Origin of the sequence: Serratia fonticola (assembly GCF_001006005.1) — a bacterium.
Lineage (GTDB): Bacteria > Pseudomonadota > Gammaproteobacteria > Enterobacterales > Enterobacteriaceae > Chania > Chania fonticola.
Window position 1 is genome coordinate 1656206 of record NZ_CP011254.1, and the last position, 25581, is coordinate 1681786.

A 25581-nucleotide genomic window follows, 5' to 3' on the forward strand; every position below is an offset into this window, starting at 1 on the left:
GTAACCGAATGATTTACAGGGATGGCGCCTGCAACCGCGCCGCTAGCAATGCGGCACGGTTGGTCTGGCAATTGAGAGTAACGCACGGAGAATAAGGGTCTGAAAAGACCTGTTAGCCATTACACCGTACAACAGCGATCTTATAAGCCGCACAGAGTTTACTCTGCAACGGCCGGTGCGCGGGTTTTCGCAAATCTATACCCGAAGAGATTGAGGGGATAAGCCGTTTTAGCAAGGGTCTAATCAAACATGGCAGAAAAAGAAAATACCAAAAGGAATCGGCGTGAGGAGATATTGCAGGCGTTAGCCCAGATGCTGGAATCCAGCGACGGCAGCCAGCGCATTACCACAGCCAAGCTTGCCGCAAACGTTGGTGTCTCTGAGGCTGCCCTTTATCGGCATTTCCCCAGCAAGACGCGGATGTTTGATAGCCTGATCGAGTTTATTGAAGATAGCCTGATAACGCGCATCAACCTGATCTTGCAGGATGAAAAAGAGACGTTCAACCGCCTACGCCTAATTGTGTTGTTGGTACTGGGGTTTGCAGAGCGCAACCCAGGCCTGACCAGGATCATGACCGGCCACGCGCTGATGTTTGAGCAAGATCGCCTGCAGGGCAGGATCAACCAGTTGTTCGAGCGGATTGAAGCACAACTGCGTCAGGTGTTGAAGGAACGTAAACTCCGGGAAGGAAAGGGCTTTATCGTCGATGAGACCTTGCTGGCCAGCCAGATCCTGGCCTTCTGTGAAGGGATGCTGTCGCGCTATATTCGCTCTGAATTCCGCTACCGCCCAACGCAGGATTTCGATGCCCGCTGGCCGCTGTTAGCGGCGCAACTGCAATAATAAAGGATTGAATCGGTAGTACTCCATAGCCGTTTATACCCTATGGATTTTGAGTTGGCCGCTCTTGCGCATCCCTGCGCTCGCGGCATTTGTACATCCATGTACATCACAGCTAGGCGACAAACTTACTCATCCCCAGGAGCTTACTTTTCGTAAGTGACTGGGGTGAGTAAGTGCAGGTAACAACGCTGCAGCTTGAAAGACGACGGGTATAACCGGGTTCAACCCGGCGCTATTATTTTAAACCCCGTACTGCTCGCGATAGGCCCGCACAGCGACCAGGCTTTCGGCCATTTCCGGCTGCTCTTCCAGGTAAGCAATCAACTCCTTGAGCGTAATAATCGAGATCACTTTACAGTGATAATCACGCTCCACTTCCTGGATCGCAGAAATGTCGGCACGGCCACGCTCCTGACGATCGAGAGAAATCAGCACACCGGCCAGGCTGGCGTTATGGGCACTGATAATTTCCATCGATTCACGGATGGCCGTCCCGGCGGTGATCACGTCATCCACCAGCATCACACGGCCCTGCAACGGGCTGCCTACCAGCGTGCCACCTTCGCCATGTTCCTTGGCTTCTTTGCGGTTGAAGCAATAAGGCACATCGAGATTGTGATGTTCTGCCAATGCCACTGCGGTGGTGGTCGCGATCGGGATACCTTTGTAGGCTGGGCCAAACAGCAGATCGAACTCGATGCCGGAATCCACCAGCGCTTCGGCATAAAAACGCCCTAACAGCGCCAGATCACGCCCGGTATTAAACAGGCCGGCATTGAAGAAATAGGGGCTGGTACGGCCGGATTTCAGGGTGAACTCGCCGAATTTTAATACCTGCTTGCGGAGCGCAAACTCGATAAACTGGCGCTGGTAGGCTTTCATTACTGCTTCTCCTAATTTGGTCGGTAACTTTGGTTCTATTTTCCGGGCATAAAAAAGGCGACTGCTTGGTCGCCTTTAAAAATCAGTCTGCCAGCGCCGCTTTCTGCGCCTGGAAGATGGTTTCGATGCCCCCTCGGGCCAGCGCCAGTAGCGCCAATAGCTCATCGTGGCTGAACGGCTCACCCTCGGCGGTGCCTTGCACCTCGATCATGCGGCCATCTTCCATCATCACCACGTTCATATCGGTTTCTGCGGCGGAATCTTCCACATACTCCAGATCGCACAGCGCTTCGCCGCCAACGATACCGACAGAAACTGCGGCAACCATCCCTTTCATCGGGTTGGCTTTCAGTTTACCGGCGGCAACCAGCGCATTCAGCGCATCGGCCAGCGCCACACAGGCACCGGAGATGGAAGCGGTACGGGTGCCGCCATCGGCTTGCAGCACATCGCAGTCCAGGGTGATGGTGAACTCACCGAGCTTTTTCAGATCCACTGCGGCACGCAGTGAACGAGCAATCAGACGCTGGATCTCCAACGTACGGCCACCCTGCTTGCCTTTGGCCGCTTCGCGGGCATTACGGCTGTGGGTCGAACGCGGCAACATGCCGTATTCTGCGGTGATCCACCCTTGCCCCTGGCCTTTCAAAAAGCGCGGAACGCCCTCTTCTACCGTGGCGGTGCACAAAACTTTGGTATCGCCAAACTCAACCAGCACTGAACCTTCAGCGTGTTTCGTGTAGTGACGGGTCAGTGTCAGGGGGCGAACTTGTTGTGGTGCTCTGCCTGCAGGACGCATGGGCTCTCTCCGGCTTCTTATTAACGTTTGGCTGCGCATTATACGGGCTTCGTGACGTTATGCCTATCCTGCCCGCAGGTGCAACGCTATAATCGTTCCATCTTTTCCTATTTACGGGTACGCACAATGATCCGCAGCATGACCGCCTACGCCCGGCGTGAAATCAAGGGTGAATGGGGCAGCGCAGCTTGGGAGCTGCGTTCCGTTAACCAACGCTACTTAGAAACCTACATCCGCCTGCCTGAGCAGTTCCGCAGCCTCGAGCCAGTGATCCGCGAGCGTATCCGTGGCCGCCTGACACGTGGCAAAGTGGAGTGCAACCTGCGCTTTGAGCTCGACCCAAGCGCGCAAAGCTCGATGATCCTGAACGAAAAACTGGCCAAGCAGCTGGTTGAAGCCGCCAACTGGGTCAAAATGCAGAGCGACGAAGGGGAAATCGATCCAATCGACGTCCTGCGCTGGCCGGGCGTGATGTCCGCTCAGGAACAGGATCTGGACCTCATCAGCAACGAGCTGATGCAGGCGCTGGAAGGCGCACTGGATGATTTCATCGTGGCTCGCGAAAGCGAAGGTACCGCGCTGAAAGCCCTGATCGAGCAACGCCTCGACGGCGTGAGCGCCGAAGTGATCAAAGTACGCGCCCAGATGCCTAATATCCTGCAATGGCAGCGCGAACGTTTGGTCAGCAAGCTGGAAGAAGCCCAGGTACAGTTGGAAAACACTCGCCTGGAGCAGGAACTGGTGCTGATGGCACAGCGTATCGACGTCGCCGAAGAGCTGGACCGCCTGGAAGCGCACGTCAAAGAGACGCACAATATCCTGAAGAAGAAAGAAGCCGTTGGCCGTCGCCTCGACTTTATGATGCAGGAATTCAACCGCGAATCGAATACGCTGGCATCCAAGTCGATCAATGCCGAAGTGACTACTTCAGCTATCGAGCTGAAGGTGCTGATTGAGCAGATGCGTGAGCAAATTCAGAATATCGAGTAAGTTTTAAGTGCCATCATTGAACAGAGAGCCCGCATAACAGCGGGCTTTTTAATATCACCACCCATCGAGGTTTTCCTATGTCCAAATATGCCCAGGCAGCCATTGATACGGTAAGAAAAAACCAGGGAAAATCATCACTCGATATGCGTCAAGAATGGGATAAAACGATGATGGAGTTGAAGGCTAACCCACTATCCGACCCGCATCGCCATCCTCCGCTATAACCCCATCGGCCAAGCGGATCACGCGAGGAAAGTGCGTTTTAACAAAAGCATAATCATGGCTGATGGCCAGCACGGTGGTGCCTTGCGAACGGCAAACCGCTAACCAGCGGGTAAATACCCCCAACCAATAGCTATCAAAGTCACGACTGGGCTCATCCAGCAGTATCAGAGGCGGTGCTACAGCTGCGAGGCTGGCTACCGCAACCATACGCCGCTGTCCGGCGTGTAAATCCAATGGGTGAGCATCCGCAACATCCGTTAGCTCACAAAGCGCCAGAGTTTGGGCAACTCGCTGCTCCAGACTATCGCCACGCACACCCTGATGGCGTAAGCCAAAAGCGATCTCATCGCGTACCCGGTTACGAAATATCTGCCGTTCCGCTTCCTGAAATAATACCCCCAGCAACGGAGCACGCTGTGCCGCTTTTAGGGTGGCAATATTCTGCCCCTGCAAGAGAACCTTGCCGCCGGTCGGTTTTAGCAACCCGGCAATCAGGCGTAATAACGTGGATTTCCCTGCGCCATTATCCCCGATCAGGGCCACCCATTCCCCCGCCTCAATGGTCAAATCCAAACCGCTAATGATGGGTTCGCTCACCCCTGGCCACTGATATTCCAGCGATTCAATCGTCAGCATAATGAGAGCCTGCCTTGCTCCAACGCCCAAGTTTGCAGGCAATAAGCGGCAACCTTGGTGAGCGACCGTTCAAAGAGCAAAATCACGCACTGCTGCTGGTTAGCGTAGGTGGCCAGCTGTTGTAACAGCTTGGTGGTAGCATCGGGGGTCAGGCGGCTAAAGGCTTCATCCAGCAATAGTAGCCGAGGACGCATCGCCAACGCACAGGCCATCACCACCCGTTGCGCCTCGCCGCCAGAGAGCGTGGCCGGGTGACGATGGCGTAAAGCGTGGCAATCGGTAAACGTCAGCGCCTGTTCGATACGCGCCAAGATCTCGGCTTCATCCAGGCACAGATTCTCCGGCCCGAAGGCGATCTCTTCTTCGACCGTGAAGGTACAGCCGGAAAGTTGCAGCTGGGGTGCCTGTTGAATGAGCTGCACCTGCTGCGCCATTTCAACCAGCGGGCGCGAACCTATTTCCTCACCGAGGACCAGTCCCGATCCCTGTAATGTGCCGGGTAAGAAGTCGGGGAAACAGCCTGCCAGCAGCTGGGCAAGCGTGGTTTTTCCGCTGCCATTCCCACCGCTAATGCCATATAAACCTGGAACCTCGCAATGTAGATCGATGCTTTCCAACTGCCAGCGACTACCTTGAGGAATAAAGCTCAGCGCATTCAGTGCCACAACCACAGCCAGGCTCCTATTTCCAATGCCGCCACCAACAGCAAGCCATAGCGCACGCTACGTTGCAGCGGGCTGTCGCTCGGAGCCCATAGCGTTGTGCGTCTGGGATGCAGCCGAAAAGCACGCATATCCAACGCCGTGCTGCGCGCGGTTAAATCATTCAACGCACTGTGGGTTAACGGGATAACCAATGCCGGAATGTAGCGCAATCGTTGATACCAATAACCGTCTAGCGGCACGCCTCGCGCCAGCTGTGCCTGGTAAATCGCGGCCAGTTGCGCTCGCAGCTGTTCGGCAACCAGCAACGGCCCCGCCAACAGGTAGGCCAGCCCGAGCGGCAAACGGCTGGCAAACAGAGCGCGAATAACGCGCTGTGGCGGCACGTATTGCAGCCAGATTTGCCCAAAACTTAACAACGCCAACAAGCGTAGCCAGAGCGCGGCGGCGTTGAGCATTTCGCTATCATCACGCGCCTCCCCCCGTAACCACCACGCCAGCCAACCGCTATGCACCAGCCATAAACCGCCCGCCATGGGTAACATGATCCACGCCACGTAGCGCCAGCGATGCCGGGTGCTTTTCATCAAGATCAGCAACAGAAAGCTCACCAGGCTATAGGCTAGCAACGGATAGCCAAACGGCATCAGCAAGCTGCTGGTACCCAGCACCAGCCAAAGAGCCAGCGAGGTAAACGGGTGCATTAACGCACGGCGGCCATTGCAGGGAAATTACGCAGTGTTCGCTGCGACATATTGCGCACCAATAGCCAGACGATAATGGCAACCAGCACTTTATCTATCAGATTGATCCCCAGCACGGTCATTGCGACGGATTCGATCAGGTTGCTGCCCATCGAATGCACATAGGCGACAAAGAAGTCTGCGCCACTGCCAGTGACCCCGGCAAACAGATAAGTACGGATCGGTACGGCAACTATCGTCACGGCCAAGGTGATCACCACGCCACTCAGGATCACTTTTGGTAACGTCCGGAACCAGCCGATGCTAGCCAATAAGCCAGCCACCAAACCAATCACCATTGCCACCGGTGCGAACGCCGCCGCAATCGGGCCGGTGAGCAGGCCCCAGATCAAGTTGGTCAATAAACCGGTCAACATGCCGATAATCGGCCCGGCGAGAATTGCACTCAGCAAGGTACCGATAGAATCAAGGAAAATAGGCAGCTTCAACATCGATACCAACTGCCCGCCGATCATGTTGATGGCTATTGAAATCACCATCAACACCAACGCCTGACTCGATAACCCATTACGTGCCATAACAACCTCACTCAACTAGTAGGAAAATTAGCGTTGCTCGACGTTTAATTCGTCATAGCCTGAAAGCGCGCAAGGTTGTCGGCTAAATACGACATCGTTCAATTCCCCAATCACCAATTCGAGCGTGGTGCGCACGGTGCAGCCTGCCATCACATGGCCGCCGGTCATATGGCCATGCTCATCGGCCACTGCCAGATGCAGATGTTCGCCTCCGGCCTCCAACGTGCCAATCAGTGAGACCACTTCAAATTTTCCGCTCAATAACATGGTGCCTTCGCAGCCGGCATAACGCAAAGCCACTTCGCTCAAGCTGCCGACACAGCCGCTGATCCAGGCGGCACGCAAATTCTGCTGCCGGATAAAATCACGTAGTGCAACCAGCAGGTCTTGTTGCGGTAACAGACGCAAGGCATAAAACTGTGCCGTAGACGGCGTTGATGTCTCCACGCTAAGATCCTTTACCCCAGTGGGTTTTGTGATACGGAAAATAGGGAAATGGCGTCGGGAAGGTAGGATGCTGCATGAGGGATGTGACTCCAAATAACTCCGAACCTCGGACGTTATGCAGCATGATAAAGATTGATGCGGCCTATGTATGTGACATAGGTCAGTAAAAGCGGCGGTGCTGGTATGCTGGCCAAAAGCTAAATTGGAATGGGTCTGAAAGAACACTGATGCCAAAAATAAAAAGCCAAGAAACTCTGGTACGCGAGCGTAAGCGCTGGGTAGCGGTAGCAATCCTGGTGGCGGCCATTGTTGGCTGCTACCTGTGGTGGAAACAAGGGACACTGCGATACGAAGAGTGGAGCCCCAACCAGCAGTATGTGGTGCGCTATTATAAAACCTTCGAGTTTATTCCGCGCTTCACCATGCCTGGCGATGGCGGGCATTACTCCGGCTACATGCGGGTTTATGACCGAAACGACAAGCAGTTCTACGAAGAGTATTCCGACCTGCTCGACTTTGTCGAAGGCCCATTCTGGGCAAAAGAAGGTGTCTATTGGATGGGTAACGACAATCAGGACATCGTTCGCCTACCCACCTCGCCGGTGGATTGAAGCTTGCTGACAAGTGGCCTCCAGAAGGGAGGCTTAACCCGGTCAGTTATAAGCAGCGGCCTGCTCTTCGGTGATCAACTCCATTTTTTCAAGCTGAACCGCAATGCCGCGCAGGGAGCGCCCAAACTCCACGCTTAACGCCTCTATCGTTTTGCCAGCGCTGTAACCTTCCTCCAATAGCTTCCTGTCTTCTTCCGACCAGGGGAAATTGAAGTTGGCTGGCCTGCCTTCGGCAATATTTTTCTGCCGCCGCTCCTCGGGTGATAACTTTGCCTTTTTCACTCGTTCTCGCTCGGCGTAAAACTCATCCGCCAGGGCAAACAGCATCCGGATCGTCTCTGGGGAATGAACCAGCGAGGTGTGATTTAAAAACTCCCCCGTTTCCGGGTTAATCCCCCTCGCTAACGCACGTAACGTCAGGTAGGTCTGCATCATGGTTTCCGTCCTTAAAAAATCTAACCGTCATTCACGCGGCTAGTTCCCTACCTATTTTTGCTCATAAAACGAACTACTCAACAATTCGATTGGATCGCGTGTCAACTTTGCGAAGCAAATTCCAAATTAACGCCATTTTTCGCAAGAAAATAACCACTTAAAAACAATACCCATTCGGAAATGAGTAACAAAATACCGTCGATAATTCTCCCGGCAATCGGTGAAACAGGTTTATCTACAATATTCAGATAAAGTTTTCACTTGAAATTAATAAGGTAAATTAACCACTTACCGAATTTAGACCGATCGCGATAAATTAAGGATTACTCGCCGTGCCGCTGGATACTTATTAAGGAGTATTTTCCCGCTAACTCTCCCTTATTTTGATTTCCCTCAATAACGCTTGGGTTATTGCTGTTAGTTTGCCATGACTAAAAAACCACTGATAAGCATTAGGGAAAGCAATGGACGTCAATCGCAGACAGTTTTTTAAAATCTGCGCTGGCGGGATGGCTGGGACCACGGTGGCAGCATTAGGCTTCGCGCCCAAGGCTGCGTTAGCGGAAACGCGCAACTACAAATTATTGCGCGCCAAAGAAACCCGCAACACCTGTACCTACTGTTCCGTAGGCTGCGGTTTATTGATGTATAGCCTGGGCGATGGGGCAAAAAACGCCAAATCGACGATTTTCCATATCGAAGGCGACGCGGATCACCCGGTAAACCGCGGGGCACTGTGCCCGAAAGGCGCCGGCCTGCTGGACTATATCCACAGCGATAGCCGCCTGCGTTACCCAGAGTATCGCGCGCCTGGTTCAGATAAATGGCAGCGTATCAGCTGGAATGATGCCTTTGACCGCATTGCCAGGCTGATGAAAAATGACCGGGATGCCAACTTCGAAGCCACCAACGCCGCTGGCGTGACGGTAAACCGTTGGCTCTCCACCGGGATGTTATGCGCCTCTGCGGCCAGTAACGAAACCGGCATGCTGACACAAAAGTTTGTCCGATCGCTGGGCATGCTGGCAGTTGATAACCAAGCGCGTGTCTGACACGGACCAACGGTAGCAAGTCTTGCTCCAACATTTGGTCGCGGTGCGATGACCAACCACTGGGTTGATATCAAAAACGCCAACGTTGTTATGGTGATGGGCGGCAACGCCGCTGAAGCGCATCCGGTGGGATTCCGCTGGGCGATGGAAGCCAAAAACAACAACGACGCCACGTTAATCGTCGTCGATCCCCGCTTTACCCGTACCGCATCGGTCGCCGATATCTACGCGCCGATCCGCTCCGGCACCGACATTACCTTCCTGTCGGGCGTATTGCTGTACCTGATTTCCAACAACAAGATCAACGCTGAATACGTCAAGCATTACACCAACGCCAACCTGTTGGTCCGGGATGACTTTACGTTTGAAGATGGGTTGTTCAGCGGTTATGACGACAACAAACGTCAGTACGACAAAACCACCTGGAACTACCAGTTTGGTGAAGATGGCTATGCCTTGCGTGATGATACGCTCCAGCATCCGCGTTGCGTCTGGAACCTGCTGAAAGCACACGTCAGCCGCTACACGCCAGAAGTGGTGGAAAATATCTGCGGCACCCCGAAGGAAGATTTCCTGAAGGTATGTGAAGTCCTGGCTTCCACCAGCGCAGCAGACCGAACCACCACCTTCCTGTACGCCTTGGGCTGGACCCAGCACACGGTCGGCGCGCAAAACATCCGTACCATGGCGATGATCCAGTTGCTGCTCGGCAACATGGGCATGGCGGGTGGTGGCATCAACGCCCTGCGCGGTCACTCCAACATTCAGGGGTTGACCGATATTGGCCTGCTGTCCACCAGCCTGCCGGGTTACCTGACGCTGCCTTCGGATAAACAGACCGATCTGGCTACCTATCTGGCCGCCAATACGCCAAAGGCCACCTTGCCTGGCCAGGTTAACTACTGGAGCAATTACCCGAAATTCTTCGTCAGCCTGATGAAGAGCTTCTACGGCGACGCTGCTCAGAAAGAGAATAACTGGGGCTTTGATTGGTTGCCGAAGTGGGATCAGTCCTACGACGTCATGAAGTACTTCCAGATGATGGATCAGAATAAGGTCAACGGCTATATCTGCCAGGGCTTTAACCCGGTCGCCTCCTTCCCGGATAAGAATCAGGTGGTCGCCTCACTGGCCAAGCTGAAGTATCTGGTGATCATCGACCCGCTGGTCACGGAAACCTCCAATTTCTGGCAGAACCACGGCGAGATGAACGATGTCGATACCGCGTCGATCCAAACCGAAGTGTTCCGGCTGCCATCCACCTGCTTTGCCGAAGAAGACGGCTCGATCGCCAACTCCGGCCGCTGGCTGCAATGGCACTGGAAAGGCGGCGATGCCCCAGGTGAAGCGATTACCGACGGCGAGATCCTGGCCGGTCTGTACCATCGTCTGCGCCAGATGTACGGCAGCGAAGGCGGTAAAGGTGTCGAGCCGTTACTGAAAATGGGCTGGCACTATGAACGGCCAGATCACCCTGAATCCGAGGAAGTGGCCAAAGACAGCAACGGCTACGCGCTGGAAGATCTGTATGACGCCAACGGCAACTTGCTGGCGAAAAAAGGCCAGTTGCTGGATTCCTTCGCGATGCTGCGCGATGACGGCAGCACGGCTTCAGCCTGTTGGATCTATACCGGCAGTTGGACCAGCAAGGGCAACCAGATGGCCAACCGTGATAACAGCGATCCGTCCGGGTTGGGCAACACGCTGGGCTGGGCCTGGGCATGGCCGCTGAACCGCCGCATTATCTACAACCGCGCCTCCGCCGACCCAATGGGTAAACCTTGGGATCCGCAACGCATGCTGATTGAATGGAACGGCAGCAAGTGGGTCGGGAATGATATTCCAGACTACAACACCGCAGCACCGGGCAGCGGCGTTGGGCCGTTCATCATGCAACCGGAAGGGCTTGGCAGGCTGTTTGCCCTCGACAAAATGGCGGAAGGGCCGTTCCCGGAACACTACGAGCCGTTTGAAACGCCGTTGGGCACCAACCCACTGCATCCAAACGTGATCTCTAACCCGGCGGCCCGTCTCTATCCGTCCGACGCCAAGCGCATGGGTGATAAATCCGAGTTCCCTTACGTCGGTACCACCTATCGTCTGACCGAGCATTTCCACACCTGGACCAAGCACGCGCGCCTTAACGCGATCATGCAGCCGGAGCAGTTCGTGGAAATCAGTGAACGTCTGGCGAAAGAGAAAGGGATTGAGCAAGGCGATACCGTCAAGGTCAGCAGCAAGCGGGGCTTTATCAAGGCGAAAGCCGTGGTGACCCGCCGTCTGCAAACCCTGAAGGTTAACGGGCAGGATGTCGACACCATCGGTATTCCACTGCATTGGGGTTTTGAAGGGGCAGCCCGCAAAGGCTATCTGGCTAACACCCTGACGCCGTTTGTCGGCGATGCCAACTCGCAAACGCCGGAATACAAGGCGTTTCTGGTTAACGTGGAAAAGGTGTAAGGAGCCGAATTTATGTCCATGCAATCCCAAGACATTATCAAACGTTCGGCCACCAACACCCTGACACCGCCTCCGCAAGCGCGTGATTACAAGGTCGAGGTCGCCAAGCTGATTGACGTTTCCACCTGCATCGGTTGCAAGGCCTGTCAGGTGGCCTGTTCCGAGTGGAACGACATTCGCGACGAAGTGGGCCACTGCGTCGGGGTTTATGACAACCCCGCCGATCTGAGTGCCAAATCCTGGACGCTGATGCGTTTCTCGGAAGTGGAGCAGAACGGCAAGCTGGAATGGCTGATCCGCAAGGATGGCTGTATGCACTGCGCAGATCCGGGTTGCCTGAAGGCCTGCCCGTCTGCCGGGGCGATTATCCAATATGCCAACGGCATCGTGGATTTTCAGTCCGAGCACTGCATCGGCTGTGGTTACTGCATCAGCGGCTGCCCGTTCAACATTCCACGGCTGAACCCGCAAGATAACCGGGCGTACAAATGTACCCTGTGCGTTGACCGCGTCAGCGTGGGCCAGGAACCGGCCTGTGTGAAGACTTGCCCGACGGGCGCTATCCACTTTGGCACCAAGGCAGAAATGCTGGACGTGGCACAGGAGCGGGTCGAAAAGCTGAAGAAACGCGGCTTTGACCAGGCAGGCGTGTATAACCCGCAAGGCGTTGGCGGCACCCATGTGATGTACGTACTGCACCATGCCGATAACCCCGAGCTGTACCACAATCTGCCAAAAGACCCGCATATCGATCTGTCGATCGGGCTGTGGAAAAGCGTGCTCAAACCCTTATCCGTGGCGGGCTTCATCGCCACCTTTGCCGGTTTGATTTACCACTACATCGGCATTGGCCCGAACAAGGAAGTGGATGATGAAGACGAGGAGGACCATCATGAGCAAAAGTAAAATGATCGTTCGCACCAAGTTTATCGACCGGGCCTGTCACTGGACGGTGGTCATCTGCTTCTTCCTGGTGTCGCTGTCCGGTATTGCGCTGTTCTTCCCTACGCTGCAATGGCTGACCGAGACCTTTGGTACGCCGCAGATGGGCCGCATCCTGCATCCCTTCTTTGGCGTGCTGATCTTTATCGCTCTGATGTTTATGTTCTTCCGCTTTGTGAAGCATAACATCCCCGAGAAAGAGGACTTGCCGTGGGTCAAGGGCATCGTGGAAGTGTTGAAGGGCAATGAGCATAAGGTCGCTGACGTCGGCAAATATAATGCCGGCCAGAAGATGATGTTCTGGAGCATCATGAGCATGATTTTCGTGCTGTTGATCACCGGTATTATCATTTGGCGCCCTTACTTCGCCCACAACTTCCCGATCCCGGTGATCCGCTATGCACTGTTGATCCACGCCGCGTCGGCGATCGTGCTGATCCACGCCATTCTGATCCATATGTATATGGCATTCTGGGTGAAAGGCTCGATCAAAGGCATGATTGAAGGCAAGGTCAGCCGCCGCTGGGCGAAGAAGCATCACCCACGCTGGTACCGTAAGGTCGAGGCTGAAGAGCAGAAAGACGAGCAGTAAACCGTTGAAATTCGCCCCTTCGCATGAGGGGGCGACAATCTCCTCAAACGACCACTGAACCATCAAAGATCTGCTGCATGCTTTCGATCAGGCTCAGCAACTCGCTATTGGCCCCAGGCTTCCACAGTGCCACCATCGGGTGCATCAACCCCTGTTTCCCCAATTCCGTATCGAGCCGCTCAACCTGTGGCAAGTGCTGCATTTTCAGATGAGTGGGCAGGAATGCCCATCCCAGCCCGGCGGTTAACAACGTTTGCAGCAAAGCCGGTTCATTGACGACCTGAATGCGATCGGCGATTTGCAGGCGCTTCGCCATCGGTTCGGGTAGGTCATTAAAGGGAATAAGTTGGGTACTGGATGCTAGCGACAGTAAGGTGACCGGGCTGCCTACGGGGAAAAATCCCTCGCGAGCGTAGACGGCCAACTCAATGGCCCCCAAGGCTCGCCACCTAAACTTTTCGCCAATCGAACGGTTGATCGCCTGATAAACGCCAATATCCGCCACATCGTCTGCCAACGCCTGCTCACCCTCACCACGCTCCATCATCAGCAAATCAAGCTGAATGCCGCGCTGACTCAGAAACATCGCCAGTTCCGTTAAAAATGCGCGCGGAGTAAACGGGTCATAGCACAGCGTCAGTTTTTGCCGCACCTGCTGCGGAATATGCTGAGCCAGCAGGCTAAGGGCCTCTGCCTCCTGCAAAAACAGCCGAGCTTGCCGGTAAAGGCGTTGGCCCGCCTCGGTCAGTTGCAATGGGCGGGTACGGCGATCGCACAGTGAATAGCCTAGATCCAATTCCAGATTTTCGATCAGTTCACTGACAGTGGTGCGATCCTTCCCCAACCGCTTGGCGGCCTGGGTGAGATTGCCGGTCTCGCAAACGCTGGCGAAAGCTTCAATCTGCGCCAACGAAAAACCTATCTTCCCCATCTCTCCTCCACAAAATTGCGGGGGATTTCCCCCCGTTCATCCACTCTACGATATTAGTTCGCGGGCTTACCATTATTTTGTTCACCTCATTCAGGTAAGGAAAATAACCATGAAAAAGTTCACACACAGCGTATCAGCCCTACTGGTGGGTGCCGCACTCAGCGCCAGCCTGGCAACCGGGGCGCAAGCCTGCACCCGTGCCTTTATGAATATGTACCCGGGCTATATGGTCAGCGCACGCAATCTGGATTTCTTCGGGCCGGTAGATCCCTCACTGGTGATCACACCACGCGGTATTGCGCATAACGGCGGGGATGCGAAGAACGCCGCCCAGTGGCAAACCCACTACGGCAGCGTCGTGGTATACGCCGATGGTGTGTTCCCAATGGACGGTATGAATGAAAAGGGGCTGGCGGGCCATACGCTGTTTTATATGAATGGCAGCCAAGTGCAGCAGGACAATCAGGACAAACCGGTGATCGAAAGCCGCGCCTGGTTGAGTTACATCCTGGATAATTACGCCACCGTTGATGAAGCGGTTAAAGCCATCCGCAGCGACGTTCGCCTGGCCGCCGCCCATATGCCTATCGATTACGCTTCGGATACCAAACACATCGCGATCGAGGACGTTAGCGGCGATTCGGCCATCATCGAGATCGATAACGGCAAAGTGAATATCTATCACGACAAAAATTATCGGGTGATGACCAATCCCCCTTCTTACGATAAACAACTGCAGAACCTGGCCAAGTATCAGAATGCCAAGCGCAGCGAGATCCCTGGTGGTTTGGAAGCGGATGAGCGCCTGGTGCGCGCCAGCTATGATTTGAAAAATCTGCCGCAGCCGGACAATAAAAACCAGGCGCAGGGCTTCATCTTATCGGTGCTTAATAATGTGGCTTACCCGCTTGGCTCACCGGCAGAGCCAAGCGAACAAAAGGTCACCGACATGTATGCCAAATACAGCAAGCGCCCGGACCAGAACAAAGGCATCGGGACTTACTGGACGGCGATTTCGGATCTGAGCCATGCGGAGTATCACTTCAAGTCTGCCTTTGCGGCCTCGCAGGTTTGGGTTCCGCTGCATGACATCAACTTCAGCCAAGGGCAGCCGGTACGTAAGATCGCCCATCTTAACGACTATGCCCAACAGGGCTGGGAAGGTAACGTGCTGGCCCAGGCGAAATAAAGCTTAACCCACTATTGATATAGGGGTAATTTCACGATCAAACGCTGCTGGCCGCCGATGGCCAGCAATAATCTGAACGCATAACTCTCGCCCAAAGTATTTTGTTCTAATCGTCATGCAGGGTAATGAAAGGCACCACGGGCTGTGGCTAAATAGCGCTTTCCTAGCCTGTATGCCGTTCGGATTGTTTATGTCGCAAATTTTGCAATTTATTTTAGCCTTGGTGGTGATTGTCGTTCTCGCATTATTGGTCAGTAATGACCGCAGGAAAATCCGCCCACGTTATATTATTCAGTTGCTGGTGATTGAAGCCGCACTGGCCTATTTCTTCCTGCATTCAGCCAGCGGTCTGGGCGTTATCAAGCACGTGGCCGATTTCTTTGCCATCCTGCTGGCCTTTGCCGCACAAGGCTCCGACTTTGTTTTCGGTGGCATGAGCAACCAGGGGCTGGCCTTTATCTTCCTCGGCGTGTTGTGCCCGATTATCTTTATTTCTGCGCTGATCGGTATTTTGCAGCACTTCCGCATCTTGCCGTTGGTGATCCGCGTCGTGGGCACCTTGCTTTCAAAAGTGAACGGTATGGGCAAGCTGGAGTCCTTCAACGCCGTCAGCACGCTGGTGCTGGGCCAGTCGGAAAACTTTATTGCCTATAAGGGCATCATTGCGGATATCTCCCCACGCCGGATGTACACCATGGCAGCCACCGCGATGTCGACGGTTTCGATGTCGATCGTGGGTGCCTATATGGCGATGATCGACGCACAATACGTAGTAGCCGCGTTAATCCTCAATATGTTCAGCACCTTTATCATTCTCTCGATCATCAACCCTTATCAGGTGGACGACGAGCCGGAACTCAAGCTGAATAAACTGCATGAAGAGCAGAGCTTCTTTGAAATGTTGGGGGAATATATTCTCGCGGGTTTCAAAATTGCGATGATCATTGCCGCCATGCTGATCGGCTTTATCGCCCTGATCGCCGCGGTGAACGCCATTTTTGCCGCCATTTTTGGCATCAGTTTCCAGCAGATCCTGGGTTACGTGTTCTATCCGCTAGCCTGGCTAATCGGCATTCCGGCACCTGATGCGCTGCGCGCTGGCAGCATCATGGCTACCAAGCTGGTCGCCAATGAGTTTGTGGCGATGATTGAACTGAAAAAAATCGCGGCAGAGCTGTCCCCACGTGGTTTGGGGATTCTCTCGGTGTTCCTGGTGTCCTTTGCCAACTTTGCTTCCATCGGCATTGTTGCCGGGGCCATCAAGGGGCTAAACGAACGCCAGGGCAACGTGGTTTCCCGCTTCGGCCTGAAGTTGGTTTACGGCTCAACGCTGGTCAGCCTGCTTTCGGCGGCGGTTGCCGGGCTGGTGCTGTAAAACCGCTAACCCGGCTTGAAGCTTTTGCAGCAAGCCGGGAATTCATTAAAACGCGACGCACACCGGCGCATCGACACGCATCACCGAGTCTTGGGCAAATTGTTGCTTATAGCGGGTGCGCAGCGCCTCAATATTTTGCTCACTGGCCGCATCAGGGCTATGGATCAACATCAACGCCTTGCTGTTTTCCCGCACCAGCTTGCCATCGTTCCCGAGCCATTGCCCTTTGGCATCAAACACCGATAACCCATCTTTAAAACGTGGGGTTACCTGTTGATCGACAAAGGTCTGCCATTCAACCGCCGTAATTACCGGCCCTGCCGGGCGATTCAAGCCAAAATAGAGCGTGGTTTGGGTCATCGGCTCGCCGGTGCTACACGTTGCTGCCGGTTTTGACGGTGATGCCTTTTGTACAGGCGCTACGCAGCCGCTCAACAGCAAAGTTATGGCGACGGCGGCTGCCAATATCGGGGTGTTTTTCATCTCGCTTTCATATTCCTTAAATAATCATCAACAGACACTAACGATAAATTTCTAATGCGTTATAAAAATCGCAAGTATCACTAGAGACTAGTAATAAGCAAAAATCACCTATTTAGCATTAGGTAAACTAATTCGAAAGCGACACCAACAAAAAAACTCAGTGGTGCGTTGCCACCAGGCTCGTTACCCTCCGGTGTTGACACTTTTACCCTCCGACCTTGTGAATCCCCCTATGTTACTGAGCATTCTTTATATCATCGGTATCACCGCAGAAGCCATGACCGGCGCGTTAGCCGCAGGCCGCCGCCAAATGGATTTGTTTGGCGTGATTTTTATCGCTTCCGCTACCGCCATTGGCGGGGGCTCGGTGCGTGATATGCTGCTTGGGCACTTCCCGCTGAGCTGGGTAAAACACCCTGAGTATATTGTTATCATAGCCATAGCGGCAATTATCACCACCTGGATGGCTCCCCTGATGCGCCACCTGCGCCATCTGTTCCTGGTGTTGGACGCCGTTGGGCTGATCGTATTCTCGATCATCGGCGCGCAGGTGGCTTTGGATATGGGCCATGCCCCACTGATCGCAGCGATTGCCGCCGTGATCACCGGCGTTTTCGGCGGCGTGCTGCGCGATATGTTCTGCAACCGTATCCCGCTGGTTTTCCAGAAAGAAATCTATGCGGGCATCGCCTTTGCCGCTGCCTGGCTGTATATCGGCCTGCAATACCTTAACTTGCCGCATAACATGGTGATAATTATTACCCTGGTTGCTGGCCTCAGTGCTCGCCTGATCGCACTGCGCTTTCGCCTTGGCTTGCCAGTATTTAACTATCAGCATCCCGATCATTAATTAGCGAACGCATCGCCAAGCGGTTCGACACCATCGGGAACCGCATCGAAGCCGCTGATATGGTGCTGCTGCAAAGTTTGAACCAGTGCCAGAAAGGCGGGATATTGCAAAAATTCCTGCACTTTTCTGGCCTTTTGCTCACCCATGCCAGCAAGTTCCTGCCACTGTGCCAACGTCATCTGCTGTAGCTGTGACCAATTTTGCAGGGTGGCCGACTGCAATGGCGAAATTGGCACGCCGAGAGCGATCGGCCAACGTTCAAAAGGCTGCCGCCGCGCCTGACGAAATTGGCGATAAAGGGCCTGTGCACGCTTTGCTCCCAAGCTGGGCACCGCGCTGAGCTGTTCCGGGGTTAACTCCAACCAATCCAGCAGGTTATTCACCAATCCCTGATCGACCAGCACCTGCCAGCCAGCTTTATTCAACCCGTTGATGTTCAGCCCATTGGCACTGCTCAACCAAACCAGCCGCGCCAGAAACTGCTGGCGGCATCCGGGCTGCAAGGTAAAGCAGCTCAGCGCATGATAATTCTCCGGTTTTGGCGCAATGGGTGTTGCCCTGGCAACCTCACGCCAGACCACCTGTTTCAAATGCGGGATGCCATGCCCCATCAGGCTAATCGCAATATGATCGCCGGGTACGATATCCCATTTTTGCCACAGGGCCAGCGAGCCCACGTTAACCCGCCGGATCCATTTATCGTCCATACGCACCGGATCCAGGCGTAGCATCACGGCAATTTTGCCGGTGCGGCCAATGGCAAATTCAACATCCGTGACTCTGGCCACTTGCTGGACCGGGGGATATTTCCAGGCAGCCGCCCAGTCATTAGGCTTGGCCTTCCAATAGCGCCCCTGAGGTTCTTGCCCTTGGTGGATCACCACGCCATCGGTGACAAACGGCAAAGGGCCGCTGTACCAAGCTGCCCGCCACTGCTCCACTTCCGCCAACGTGGCGACCGGCTGTGAATATTGCTGCGGCAGCGTAAAACCCATGGCGGCAAGCTGTTGCAAGCGTTCGGCCATGGTTGGCGGGCCATCGGGCCACGCCCAGACGAACAGGCCAAGCTGCTCAAGTTGCGCAGTGCGCGGATTACGCATCAGCATCCCGGCAACCTTGGAGCGGGCGTTGATGCCCCCTTGAGCTTGCTGGTGATGATCGTTCACCATCAGGAACAGCTCCCCTTGCAGTACCAAATTGGCCGTAACCTCCGGTAAAACGTTGGGGATAGCGGGGATCGCCTTGACCTTTTGCAGCCAGTTTTCACCCTTCTGCCCATCCCCCCGGCTAATGGCGTTCACCAATACGCCTTGCCGGTAAACCAAAGTGACCGCCACACCATCAACCTTGGGTTGCACCCACAGATCGTGACGGCCCTGCATCCATTGTTCTACGGCACGCGAGTTGCGCAGTTTACGCAATCCGGTGTGGGCCACCGGATGCGGTACTTTGCCCGCTGGCAATGGCCGCGTATCCTCTTCCACGGCACCGACACAACGCCGCCAATCTTGCAGTTGCTGCAACAGGCTGTCGTAGAGCTCGTCGTCGATTGGGCTGTTGCCCAAGCGATAATAAGCCTCATCCCATCGCCCCAGTTGATCATCCAGCGCCGTAATTTCCGCCTGTAAGCGCTCTGGCGACCACGCTGGACAGTCTCCAGCCCATGCCGAGCTACACAGCATTCCAACCAACACTAGCGCCCGGTAAATACCTCTCCACATTGAGCACCTCCTTGCTTCCCGACAGTAAATACTCAATCGCCTTTACTGGCTAACGCCAAAAACCGGAGGTGCGAAACGCTTTCCAAAACGAATGCGCATTTGCTGAAAACGGCAAAAATTCCCAGATCCGCCGCGCAAATTGACTTTTTCACGCTGTTTTTAGCAGAAAGCGACGGCCAAAATGCGAGCTAACGCTGCATACCGCCCGTTAGCCGTGTATACTGTGCGGAGAATTTACACATCCGCTGTAACTGACTCATCAACCGCTAGCAACGAACATCATCATGGCTCAAGGCACGCTTTATATTGTCTCTGCCCCAAGTGGCGCAGGGAAATCAAGTCTGATTCAGGCTTTGTTAAAGACGCAACCGCTGTACGATACGCAGGTTTCGGTTTCACACACCACGCGCGATAGCCGCCCGGGTGAAAATCACGGCGAGCACTACTTTTTCGTCTCCAAAGACGAATTCCGCCGGATGATTGAGCAGGATGCGTTTCTTGAGCACGCAGAAGTGTTCGGCAACTATTACGGCACGTCCCGCGCGGCCATCGAGCAGGTACTGTCGACCGGCGTTGACGTCTTCCTGGATATCGACTGGCAGGGCGCACAGCAGATCCGTGCCAAAATGCCCCAGGCGCGCAGCATCTTTATTCTGCCGCCGTCGAAGGAAGAGCTTGGCCGCCGCCTGCGTGGCCGTGGGCAAGATGCGGATGACGTGATCGCCAAGCGCATGGCGCAGGCCGTCGCGGAGATGACGCATTTCGCGGAGTATGATTATTTAATCGTGAATGACGATTTCGATCTGGCCCTGTCCGATCTGAAGACCATTATTCGCGCCGAACGCTTGCGTTTGGGCCGTCAAATGCTGCGGCATGATGCTTTAATCAGCAAACTATTGGCAGACTGAAGACAGTTTCAGTATTATGCCCAGTCTTTTCGTCACCTGTGGAGTAGCACAAATATGGCACGCGTAACTGTTCAAGACGCTGTAGAGAAAATTGGTAACCGTTTTGACCTGGTGTTGGTCGCTGCTCGTCGGGCACGTCAAATCCAGACCGGTGGTAAGGATGCACTGGTACCTGAAGAGAATGATAAGTACACCGTTATCGCTCTGCGCGAAATCGAAGAAGGCCTGATCAACAGCCAGATCCTCGATGTTCGTGAGCGCCAGGAGCAGCAAGAGCAGGAAGCCGCAGAGATCCAGGCGGTTACCGCGATTGCTGAAGGTCGTCGTTAATTAGACTGTGAGTCTGCCTTGTACCTGTTTGAAAGCCTGAATCTGCTGATTCAACGTTACTTGCCTGAGGAGCAGATTAAGCGCCTCAAACAGGCATACCTCGTCGCACGTGATGCTCACGAGGGACAGACACGCTCCAGTGGTGAGCCCTACATTACTCACCCGGTTGCCGTGGCCTGTATTCTGGCGGAAATGCGTCTCGATCATGAGACGCTGATGGCAGCCCTGCTGCACGACGTCATCGAAGACACCCCGGCCACCTATCAGGATATGGAACAACTGTTTGGCAAAAGCGTTGCCGAACTGGTTGAGGGCGTATCCAAGCTAGACAAGTTAAAATTCCAGGATAAGAAAGAAGCGCAGGCGGAGAACTTCCGCAAGATGATCATGGCGATGGTGCAGGATATCCGCGTCGTACTGATCAAGCTGGCAGACCGCACCCACAACATGCGAACGCTTGGCTCGCTGCGCCCGGACAAACGGCGGCGTATCGCCCGTGAAACCCTGGAAATCTATAGCCCACTGGCCCACCGCCTGGGTATTCATCATCTGAAAACCGAGCTGGAAGAGCTGGGTTTTGAAGCGCTTTACCCGAACCGCTACCGCGTCATCAAAGAAGTGGTGAAAGCCGCGCGCGGTAATCGTAAGGAGATGATCCAGAAAATCCTCTCCGAGATCGAAGGGCGTTTGACCGAAGCCGGTATCCCTTGCCGCGTCAGCGGGCGGGAAAAGCACCTCTACTCCATCTACTGCAAGATGCACCTGAAAGAACAGCGCTTCCATTCCATCATGGATATTTACGCGTTCCGGGTGATCGTCAAGGAAGTGGATACCTGCTACCGGGTGCTGGGCCAGGCACACAGCCTGTATAAGCCGCGCCCGGGCCGGGTAAAAGACTATATCGCCATTCCCAAGGCTAACGGCTATCAATCGCTGCATACCTCACTGATCGGCCCGCACGGCGTGCCGGTTGAGGTACAGATCCGTACCGAAGATATGGATCAGATGGCCGAAATGGGGGTCGCCGCGCACTGGGCCTATAAAGAAAAGGAACAGGGCGAAACCGGCGGCACTACCGCACAGATCCGCGCCCAGCGCTGGATGCAGAGCCTGCTGGAGCTGCAACAAAGCGCCGGTAGCTCGTTTGAATTTATTGAAAGCGTAAAATCCGATCTGTTCCCCGATGAGATTTACGTTTTCACCCCGGAAGGGCGCATTGTCGAGCTGCCTGCAGGTGCCACACCGGTCGACTTTGCCTACGCCGTGCATACCGACATCGGCCACGCCTGCGTTGGTGCACGGGTCGATCGCCAGCCGCATCCGTTGTCACAAGCTTTAGCCAGTGGTCAAACGGTAGAGATCATCACCGCTCCGGGTGCCCGGCCAAATGCCGCCTGGCTGAACTTTGTGGTGAGCTCCAAAGCCCGCGCCAAGATCCGCCAGATGTTGAAAAACCTCAAGCGCGATGATTCCGTCAGTCTCGGCCGCCGTTTGCTCAACCATGCGCTCGGGGGCAGCCGCAAACTTTCGGAAGTGCCGCCAGAGAATATCCAGCATGAGCTGGATCGCATGAAGCTGGCCACGCTGGACGATCTGCTGGCAGAAATCGGCCTCGGTAACGCCATGAGCGTGGTAGTCGCGAAGAACCTGCAGGGCGATCAGTCCAGCCTGGGCTCCTCGAACGGCGTGCGCAACCTGGCCATCAAAGGCGCCGATGGCGTCCTGATCACCTTTGCCAAGTGCTGCCGCCCAATTCCAGGCGACCCGATTATTGCCCATGTCAGCCCGGGCAAGGGCCTGGTGGTTCACCATGAATCCTGTCGTAATATCCGCGGCTACCAGAAAGAGCCAGAGAAATTCATGGCGGTCGAGTGGGATATGGAAACCGAGCAGGAGTTCATTGCGGAAATCAAGGTGGACATGTTCAACCATCAGGGTGCGTTGGCCAACCTCACGGCGGCGATCAACGCGGCCGAATCGAATATTCAGAGTCTGAATACCGAAGAGAAAGATGGCCGGGTCTACAGCGCCTTTATCCGCCTGACCACCCGCGATCGCATCCACCTGGCAAATATTATGCGTAAGATCCGTATCATGCCGGATGTGATTAAAGTTAACCGTAACCGAAACTAGCGCCTATGAGCCCCGAACGCTATGCGCGGATTTGTGAAATGCTGGCTACCCGGCAGCCCGATCTGACGGTCTGCCTGGAGCAGGTTCACAAACCGCATAACGTCTCCGCGATTATCCGTACCGCCGATGCCGTCGGTGTACATCAGGTGCATGCCGTGTGGCCTACTCCACGGATGCGTACCCTGGTCTCCTCCGCTGCGGGCAGCAATAGCTGGGTGAGCGTAAAAACCCACCCCACCATCGCCGATGCGGTCACGCATCTGAAAGGCCAAGGGATGCAGATCCTGGCAACTCACCTTTCTGCCCGCGCCGTCGATTTTCGCGAAATAGACTATACCCGCCCCACCTGCATACTGCTGGGGCAGGAAAAAACCGGCATCACCGAAGAGGCACTAGCCCTGGCCGATCAGGACATTATCATTCCGATGATCGGTATGGTGCAGTCGCTGAACGTCTCTGTCGCTGCGGCTCTGATCCTGTATGAGGCCCAACGCCAGCGGCAAAACGCCGGTATGTATCGCCGCGATCTCAGCGCGTTAGATGAGCAGGAACAGCAACGCCTGCTGTTTGAAGGCGGTTACCCGGTGTTAGCCAACGTGGCCAAGCGCAAAAAGCTGCCGCGCCCGCAGATTGACGATCAAGGCCAAGTGGTTGCCGACGCCGAATGGTGGGCAGCCATGCAGGCAACGACGGTACGCCGATGAAAGGCCGCCTGCTGGATGCCGTCCCACTCACTACGCTTTCCGGGGTTGGAGCCAGCCAGGCGGGGAAACTGGCCAAAATCGGCCTGAATACCATCCAGGATCTGCTGCTACACCTCCCGTTACGTTACGAAGACCGCACCCGCCTCTACCCAATCAACGATCTGCTGCCGGGCATTTTTGCCACGGTGGAAGGGGAAGTGCTGCGCAGCGATATCAGCTTTGGCCGCCGCCGCATGCTCACCTGCCAGATCAGCGACGGCACCGGCATCCTGACTATGCGCTTCTTCAACTTCAACGCGGCGATGAAGAACAGCCTGGCAACCGGCCGCCACGTAACGGCCTATGGCGAAGTCAAACGCGGCACCCACGGCGCAGAAATCATCCATCCGGAATACCGTGTCCAGGGGGAAAACAGCGAGGTCGAGCTGCAAGAAGCCCTGACGCCGGTGTATCCCACCACCGAAGGGATCCGCCAAGCCACGCTGCGCAAGTTGACCGATCAGGCGCTGGAGTTGCTGGATACCTGTGCGATTGCCGAGCTGCTGCCACCGGAATTAAGTGGCGGTTTGATGAGCCTGCCACAGGCGCTGCATATGCTGCACCGTCCACCGCCGGATATCCAACTGGCTGATTTGGAACAGGGCAAGCACCCGGCACAAAAACGCCTGATCCTTGAAGAGCTGCTGGCACATAACTTAAGCATGTTGGCCGTCCGCGCCGGAGCGCAAAGCTACCGGGCATTATCGCTAACGCCTGACGATCGGCTGAAAAACCGCTTCCTGGCCCTGCTCCCCTTCTCGCCTACCGGTGCACAAACGCGGGTTGTGGCAGATATTGAAGCCGATCTGCAAAAAGGTTTCCCGATGATGCGCCTGGTGCAGGGCGACGTCGGCTCAGGTAAAACCCTGGTTGCTGCCCTGGCCGCACTACGCGTCATTGCTCACGGTAAACAGGTGGCGCTGATGGCTCCCACCGAATTGCTCGCCGAACAACATGCCAATAACTTCCGCCAGTGGTTTGAACCCTTGGGGATTGAGGTGGGTTGGTTGGCCGGCAAGCAAAAAGGCAAGGCACGCCTCGCCCAGCAGGAAGCTATTGCCAGCGGCCAGGTGTCGATGGTGGTAGGGACGCATGCCATTTTCCAGGAGCAGGTGCAGTTCAATGGCCTGGCCCTGGTGATTATCGATGAACAACACCGCTTTGGTGTGCATCAGCGGCTAGCGCTGTGGGAGAAAGGCGAAGAACAAGGGTTCCATGCTCACCAATTGATCATGACCGCCACGCCAATCCCGCGCACGCTGGCGATGACCGCCTACGCCGATCTGGACACCTCGGTGATCGATGAATTGCCACCGGGCCGTACGCCGGTGACAACGGTGGCGATCCCCGATACGCGCCGGGCCGATATTATCCAGCGGGTGAAAAGCGCCTGTATCGAAGAAGGCCGTCAGGCGTATTGGGTCTGCACGCTGATCGAAGAGTCTGATTTGCTGGAAGCCCAAGCCGCAGAAGCAACCTGGGAAGAATTGAAGATTGCGCTGCCGGAACTGAAGGTAGCGCTGGTGCATGGCCGCATGAAGTCAGCGGAGAAACAGGCCGTGATGCAGGCCTTCAAGCAGGGCGAACTGCAATTGCTGGTAGCCACCACGGTGATTGAGGTGGGGGTGGACGTACCAAACGCCAGCCTGATGATCATAGAAAACCCGGAGCGACTTGGTTTGGCCCAGTTGCACCAGCTGCGTGGCCGGGTTGGCCGTGGTGCGGTAGCCTCTCACTGCGTGCTGCTGTATAAAACCCCACTCAGCAAAACCGCCCAAAAACGCCTGCAGGTGCTGCGCGACAGTAACGATGGCTTTGTGATTGCCCAGCAAGATTTGGAAATCCGTGGACCAGGTGAGCTATTGGGGACGCGCCAAACTGGAAGTGCAGAGTTTAAAGTGGCCGATTTGTTGCGCGATCAGGCCATGATCCCCGAAGTTCAGCGCGTTGCGCGCCATATTCACCAGCAGTATCCACAGCATGCACATGCCTTAATTGAGCGCTGGCTGCCGGAAACCGCTCGCTACTCCAACGCCTAATCAATTAACCCCTCTTGT

Annotated in this window: 25 protein-coding genes; 14 read left to right on the plus strand and 11 right to left on the minus strand. The window is 55.1% G+C overall.

The genetic code is table 11. The features are described from left to right. Positions 1–249 precede the first annotated feature (249 nt). Positions 250–846 carry a nucleoid occlusion factor SlmA gene (gene slmA, locus WN53_RS07355; RefSeq protein WP_021181838.1) on the plus strand — a complete coding sequence of 199 codons (597 nt, stop codon included), beginning with the start codon at positions 250–252 and terminating at the stop codon, positions 844–846. 240 nt (positions 847–1086) lie between these two features. Here slmA and pyrE read toward each other — a convergent pair whose 3' ends face one another. Both pyrE and rph read right to left on the minus strand, forming a co-directional pair. Next, a complete protein-coding gene (pyrE, locus tag WN53_RS07360; RefSeq protein ID WP_024482926.1) occupies positions 1087–1728 on the minus strand; it encodes an orotate phosphoribosyltransferase in 642 nt (213 codons plus the stop codon). 82 nt (positions 1729–1810) lie between these two features. Further along, positions 1811–2527, minus strand: a complete 717-nt coding sequence (rph, locus tag WN53_RS07365; RefSeq protein ID WP_024482927.1) for a ribonuclease PH — start codon at positions 2525–2527, stop codon at positions 1811–1813. A gap of 126 nt (positions 2528–2653) precedes the next feature. Here rph and WN53_RS07370 point away from each other — a divergent pair, with 126 nt between their 5' ends. After that, entirely contained in the window at positions 2654–3517 is an 864-nt protein-coding gene (locus WN53_RS07370) for a YicC/YloC family endoribonuclease (RefSeq protein WP_021181835.1), read from the plus strand. 183 nt (positions 3518–3700) lie between these two features. Here the strand turns inward: WN53_RS07370 and WN53_RS07375 are convergent, their stop codons facing one another. Genes WN53_RS07375 through WN53_RS07395 form a run of 5 tightly spaced genes read right to left on the minus strand, consistent with a single transcriptional unit; the run spans position 3701 to position 6769 of the window. Then, positions 3701–4378: an ABC transporter ATP-binding protein gene (locus tag WN53_RS07375; protein WP_024482928.1), complete on the minus strand. Its 678-nt coding sequence runs from the start codon at positions 4376–4378 to the stop codon at positions 3701–3703. Next, entirely contained in the window at positions 4372–5049 is a 678-nt protein-coding gene (locus WN53_RS07380; protein WP_024482929.1) for an energy-coupling factor ABC transporter ATP-binding protein, read from the minus strand. The genes WN53_RS07375 and WN53_RS07380 overlap by 7 nt, the downstream gene beginning before the upstream one ends. After that, positions 5034–5744 carry an energy-coupling factor transporter transmembrane component T family protein gene (locus WN53_RS07385; protein ID WP_024482930.1) on the minus strand — a complete coding sequence of 237 codons (711 nt, stop codon included), beginning with the start codon at positions 5742–5744 and terminating at the stop codon, positions 5034–5036. Before WN53_RS07385 ends, WN53_RS07380 begins: the two co-directional genes overlap by 16 nt. Then, positions 5744–6322, minus strand: coding sequence for an ECF transporter S component (locus tag WN53_RS07390; RefSeq protein ID WP_024482931.1), 579 nt, complete (start codon positions 6320–6322; stop codon positions 5744–5746). The genes WN53_RS07385 and WN53_RS07390 overlap by 1 nt, the downstream gene beginning before the upstream one ends. 27 nt (positions 6323–6349) lie before the next feature. Next, positions 6350–6769 (minus strand): PPC domain-containing DNA-binding protein, encoded by a 420-nt coding sequence (locus WN53_RS07395; RefSeq protein WP_024482932.1) that lies wholly within the window; start codon positions 6767–6769, stop codon positions 6350–6352. Between the two features lie 227 nt (positions 6770–6996). Between WN53_RS07395 and WN53_RS07400 the strand changes: the two genes are divergently transcribed. Further along, complete coding sequence (locus WN53_RS07400; protein WP_024482933.1) at positions 6997–7380, plus strand: hypothetical protein; 384 nt, start codon at positions 6997–6999, stop codon at positions 7378–7380. Between the two features lie 42 nt (positions 7381–7422). Here WN53_RS07400 and WN53_RS07405 read toward each other — a convergent pair whose 3' ends face one another. After that, complete coding sequence (locus WN53_RS07405; protein ID WP_024482934.1) at positions 7423–7812, minus strand: hypothetical protein; 390 nt, start codon at positions 7810–7812, stop codon at positions 7423–7425. A 467-nt stretch (positions 7813–8279) separates the two neighbouring features. On the opposite strand from WN53_RS07405, the gene fdnG reads away from it, so the two are divergent. From fdnG to fdnI, 3 genes are read left to right on the plus strand one after another with little or no spacing between them, the layout of a single operon-like run. Continuing rightward, positions 8280–11327: a formate dehydrogenase-N subunit alpha gene (gene fdnG, locus WN53_RS07415; RefSeq protein WP_115159583.1), complete on the plus strand. Its 3048-nt coding sequence runs from the start codon at positions 8280–8282 to the stop codon at positions 11325–11327. Positions 11328–11339: 12 nt separating this feature from the next. Then, entirely contained in the window at positions 11340–12233 is an 894-nt protein-coding gene (gene fdxH, locus WN53_RS07420) for a formate dehydrogenase subunit beta (protein WP_024482936.1), read from the plus strand. Continuing rightward, a complete protein-coding gene (gene fdnI / locus WN53_RS07425; RefSeq protein ID WP_024482937.1) occupies positions 12220–12861 on the plus strand; it encodes a formate dehydrogenase-N subunit gamma in 642 nt (213 codons plus the stop codon). Before fdxH ends, fdnI begins: the two co-directional genes overlap by 14 nt. A 43-nt stretch (positions 12862–12904) precedes the next feature. On the opposite strand, the gene WN53_RS07430 is transcribed toward fdnI, so the two are convergent. Beyond that, positions 12905–13792 (minus strand): LysR family transcriptional regulator, encoded by an 888-nt coding sequence (locus tag WN53_RS07430; RefSeq protein WP_024482938.1) that lies wholly within the window; start codon positions 13790–13792, stop codon positions 12905–12907. 109 nt (positions 13793–13901) lie between these two features. Here WN53_RS07430 and WN53_RS07435 point away from each other — a divergent pair, with 109 nt between their 5' ends. Beyond that, complete coding sequence (locus WN53_RS07435) at positions 13902–14981, plus strand: linear amide C-N hydrolase (protein ID WP_024482939.1); 1080 nt, start codon at positions 13902–13904, stop codon at positions 14979–14981. Between the two features lie 190 nt (positions 14982–15171). Further along, positions 15172–16356, plus strand: coding sequence for a NupC/NupG family nucleoside CNT transporter (locus WN53_RS07440; RefSeq protein WP_024482940.1), 1185 nt, complete (start codon positions 15172–15174; stop codon positions 16354–16356). Positions 16357–16401: 45 nt separating this feature from the next. Here WN53_RS07440 and WN53_RS07445 read toward each other — a convergent pair whose 3' ends face one another. Continuing rightward, complete coding sequence (locus WN53_RS07445) at positions 16402–16839, minus strand: DUF3574 domain-containing protein (protein WP_024482941.1); 438 nt, start codon at positions 16837–16839, stop codon at positions 16402–16404. Positions 16840–17071: 232 nt separating this feature from the next. Here WN53_RS07445 and WN53_RS07450 point away from each other — a divergent pair, with 232 nt between their 5' ends. Then, entirely contained in the window at positions 17072–17689 is a 618-nt protein-coding gene (locus WN53_RS07450) for a trimeric intracellular cation channel family protein (RefSeq protein ID WP_024482942.1), read from the plus strand. Here the strand turns inward: WN53_RS07450 and ligB are convergent. Further along, the gene (gene ligB, locus WN53_RS07455) at positions 17686–19410 is read right to left on the minus strand and encodes an NAD-dependent DNA ligase LigB (protein ID WP_024482943.1); all 1725 of its coding nucleotides are present in this window, start codon (positions 19408–19410) and stop codon (positions 17686–17688) included. The two genes, WN53_RS07450 and ligB, sit on opposite strands and share 4 nt — an antisense overlap. A 284-nt stretch (positions 19411–19694) precedes the next feature. On the opposite strand from ligB, the gene gmk reads away from it, so the two are divergent. The 5 genes from gmk to recG are packed head-to-tail and all read left to right on the plus strand — an operon-like array spanning position 19695 to position 25563. Beyond that, positions 19695–20318 (plus strand): guanylate kinase, encoded by a 624-nt coding sequence (gmk, locus tag WN53_RS07460; protein ID WP_024482944.1) that lies wholly within the window; start codon positions 19695–19697, stop codon positions 20316–20318. 54 nt (positions 20319–20372) lie between these two features. After that, on the plus strand, positions 20373–20648 hold the full coding sequence (gene rpoZ / locus WN53_RS07465; RefSeq protein WP_024482945.1) for a DNA-directed RNA polymerase subunit omega: 276 nt from the start codon (positions 20373–20375) through the stop codon (positions 20646–20648). Between the two features lie 18 nt (positions 20649–20666). After that, complete coding sequence (gene spoT, locus WN53_RS07470; RefSeq protein ID WP_024482946.1) at positions 20667–22781, plus strand: bifunctional GTP diphosphokinase/guanosine-3',5'-bis pyrophosphate 3'-pyrophosphohydrolase; 2115 nt, start codon at positions 20667–20669, stop codon at positions 22779–22781. A 5-nt stretch (positions 22782–22786) separates the two neighbouring features. Next, the gene (gene trmH / locus WN53_RS07475; protein WP_024482947.1) at positions 22787–23485 is read left to right on the plus strand and encodes a tRNA (guanosine(18)-2'-O)-methyltransferase TrmH; all 699 of its coding nucleotides are present in this window, start codon (positions 22787–22789) and stop codon (positions 23483–23485) included. Beyond that, positions 23482–25563, plus strand: coding sequence for an ATP-dependent DNA helicase RecG (gene recG, locus WN53_RS07480; RefSeq protein ID WP_024482948.1), 2082 nt, complete (start codon positions 23482–23484; stop codon positions 25561–25563). Before trmH ends, recG begins: the two co-directional genes overlap by 4 nt. Positions 25564–25581: the final 18 nt, after the last annotated feature.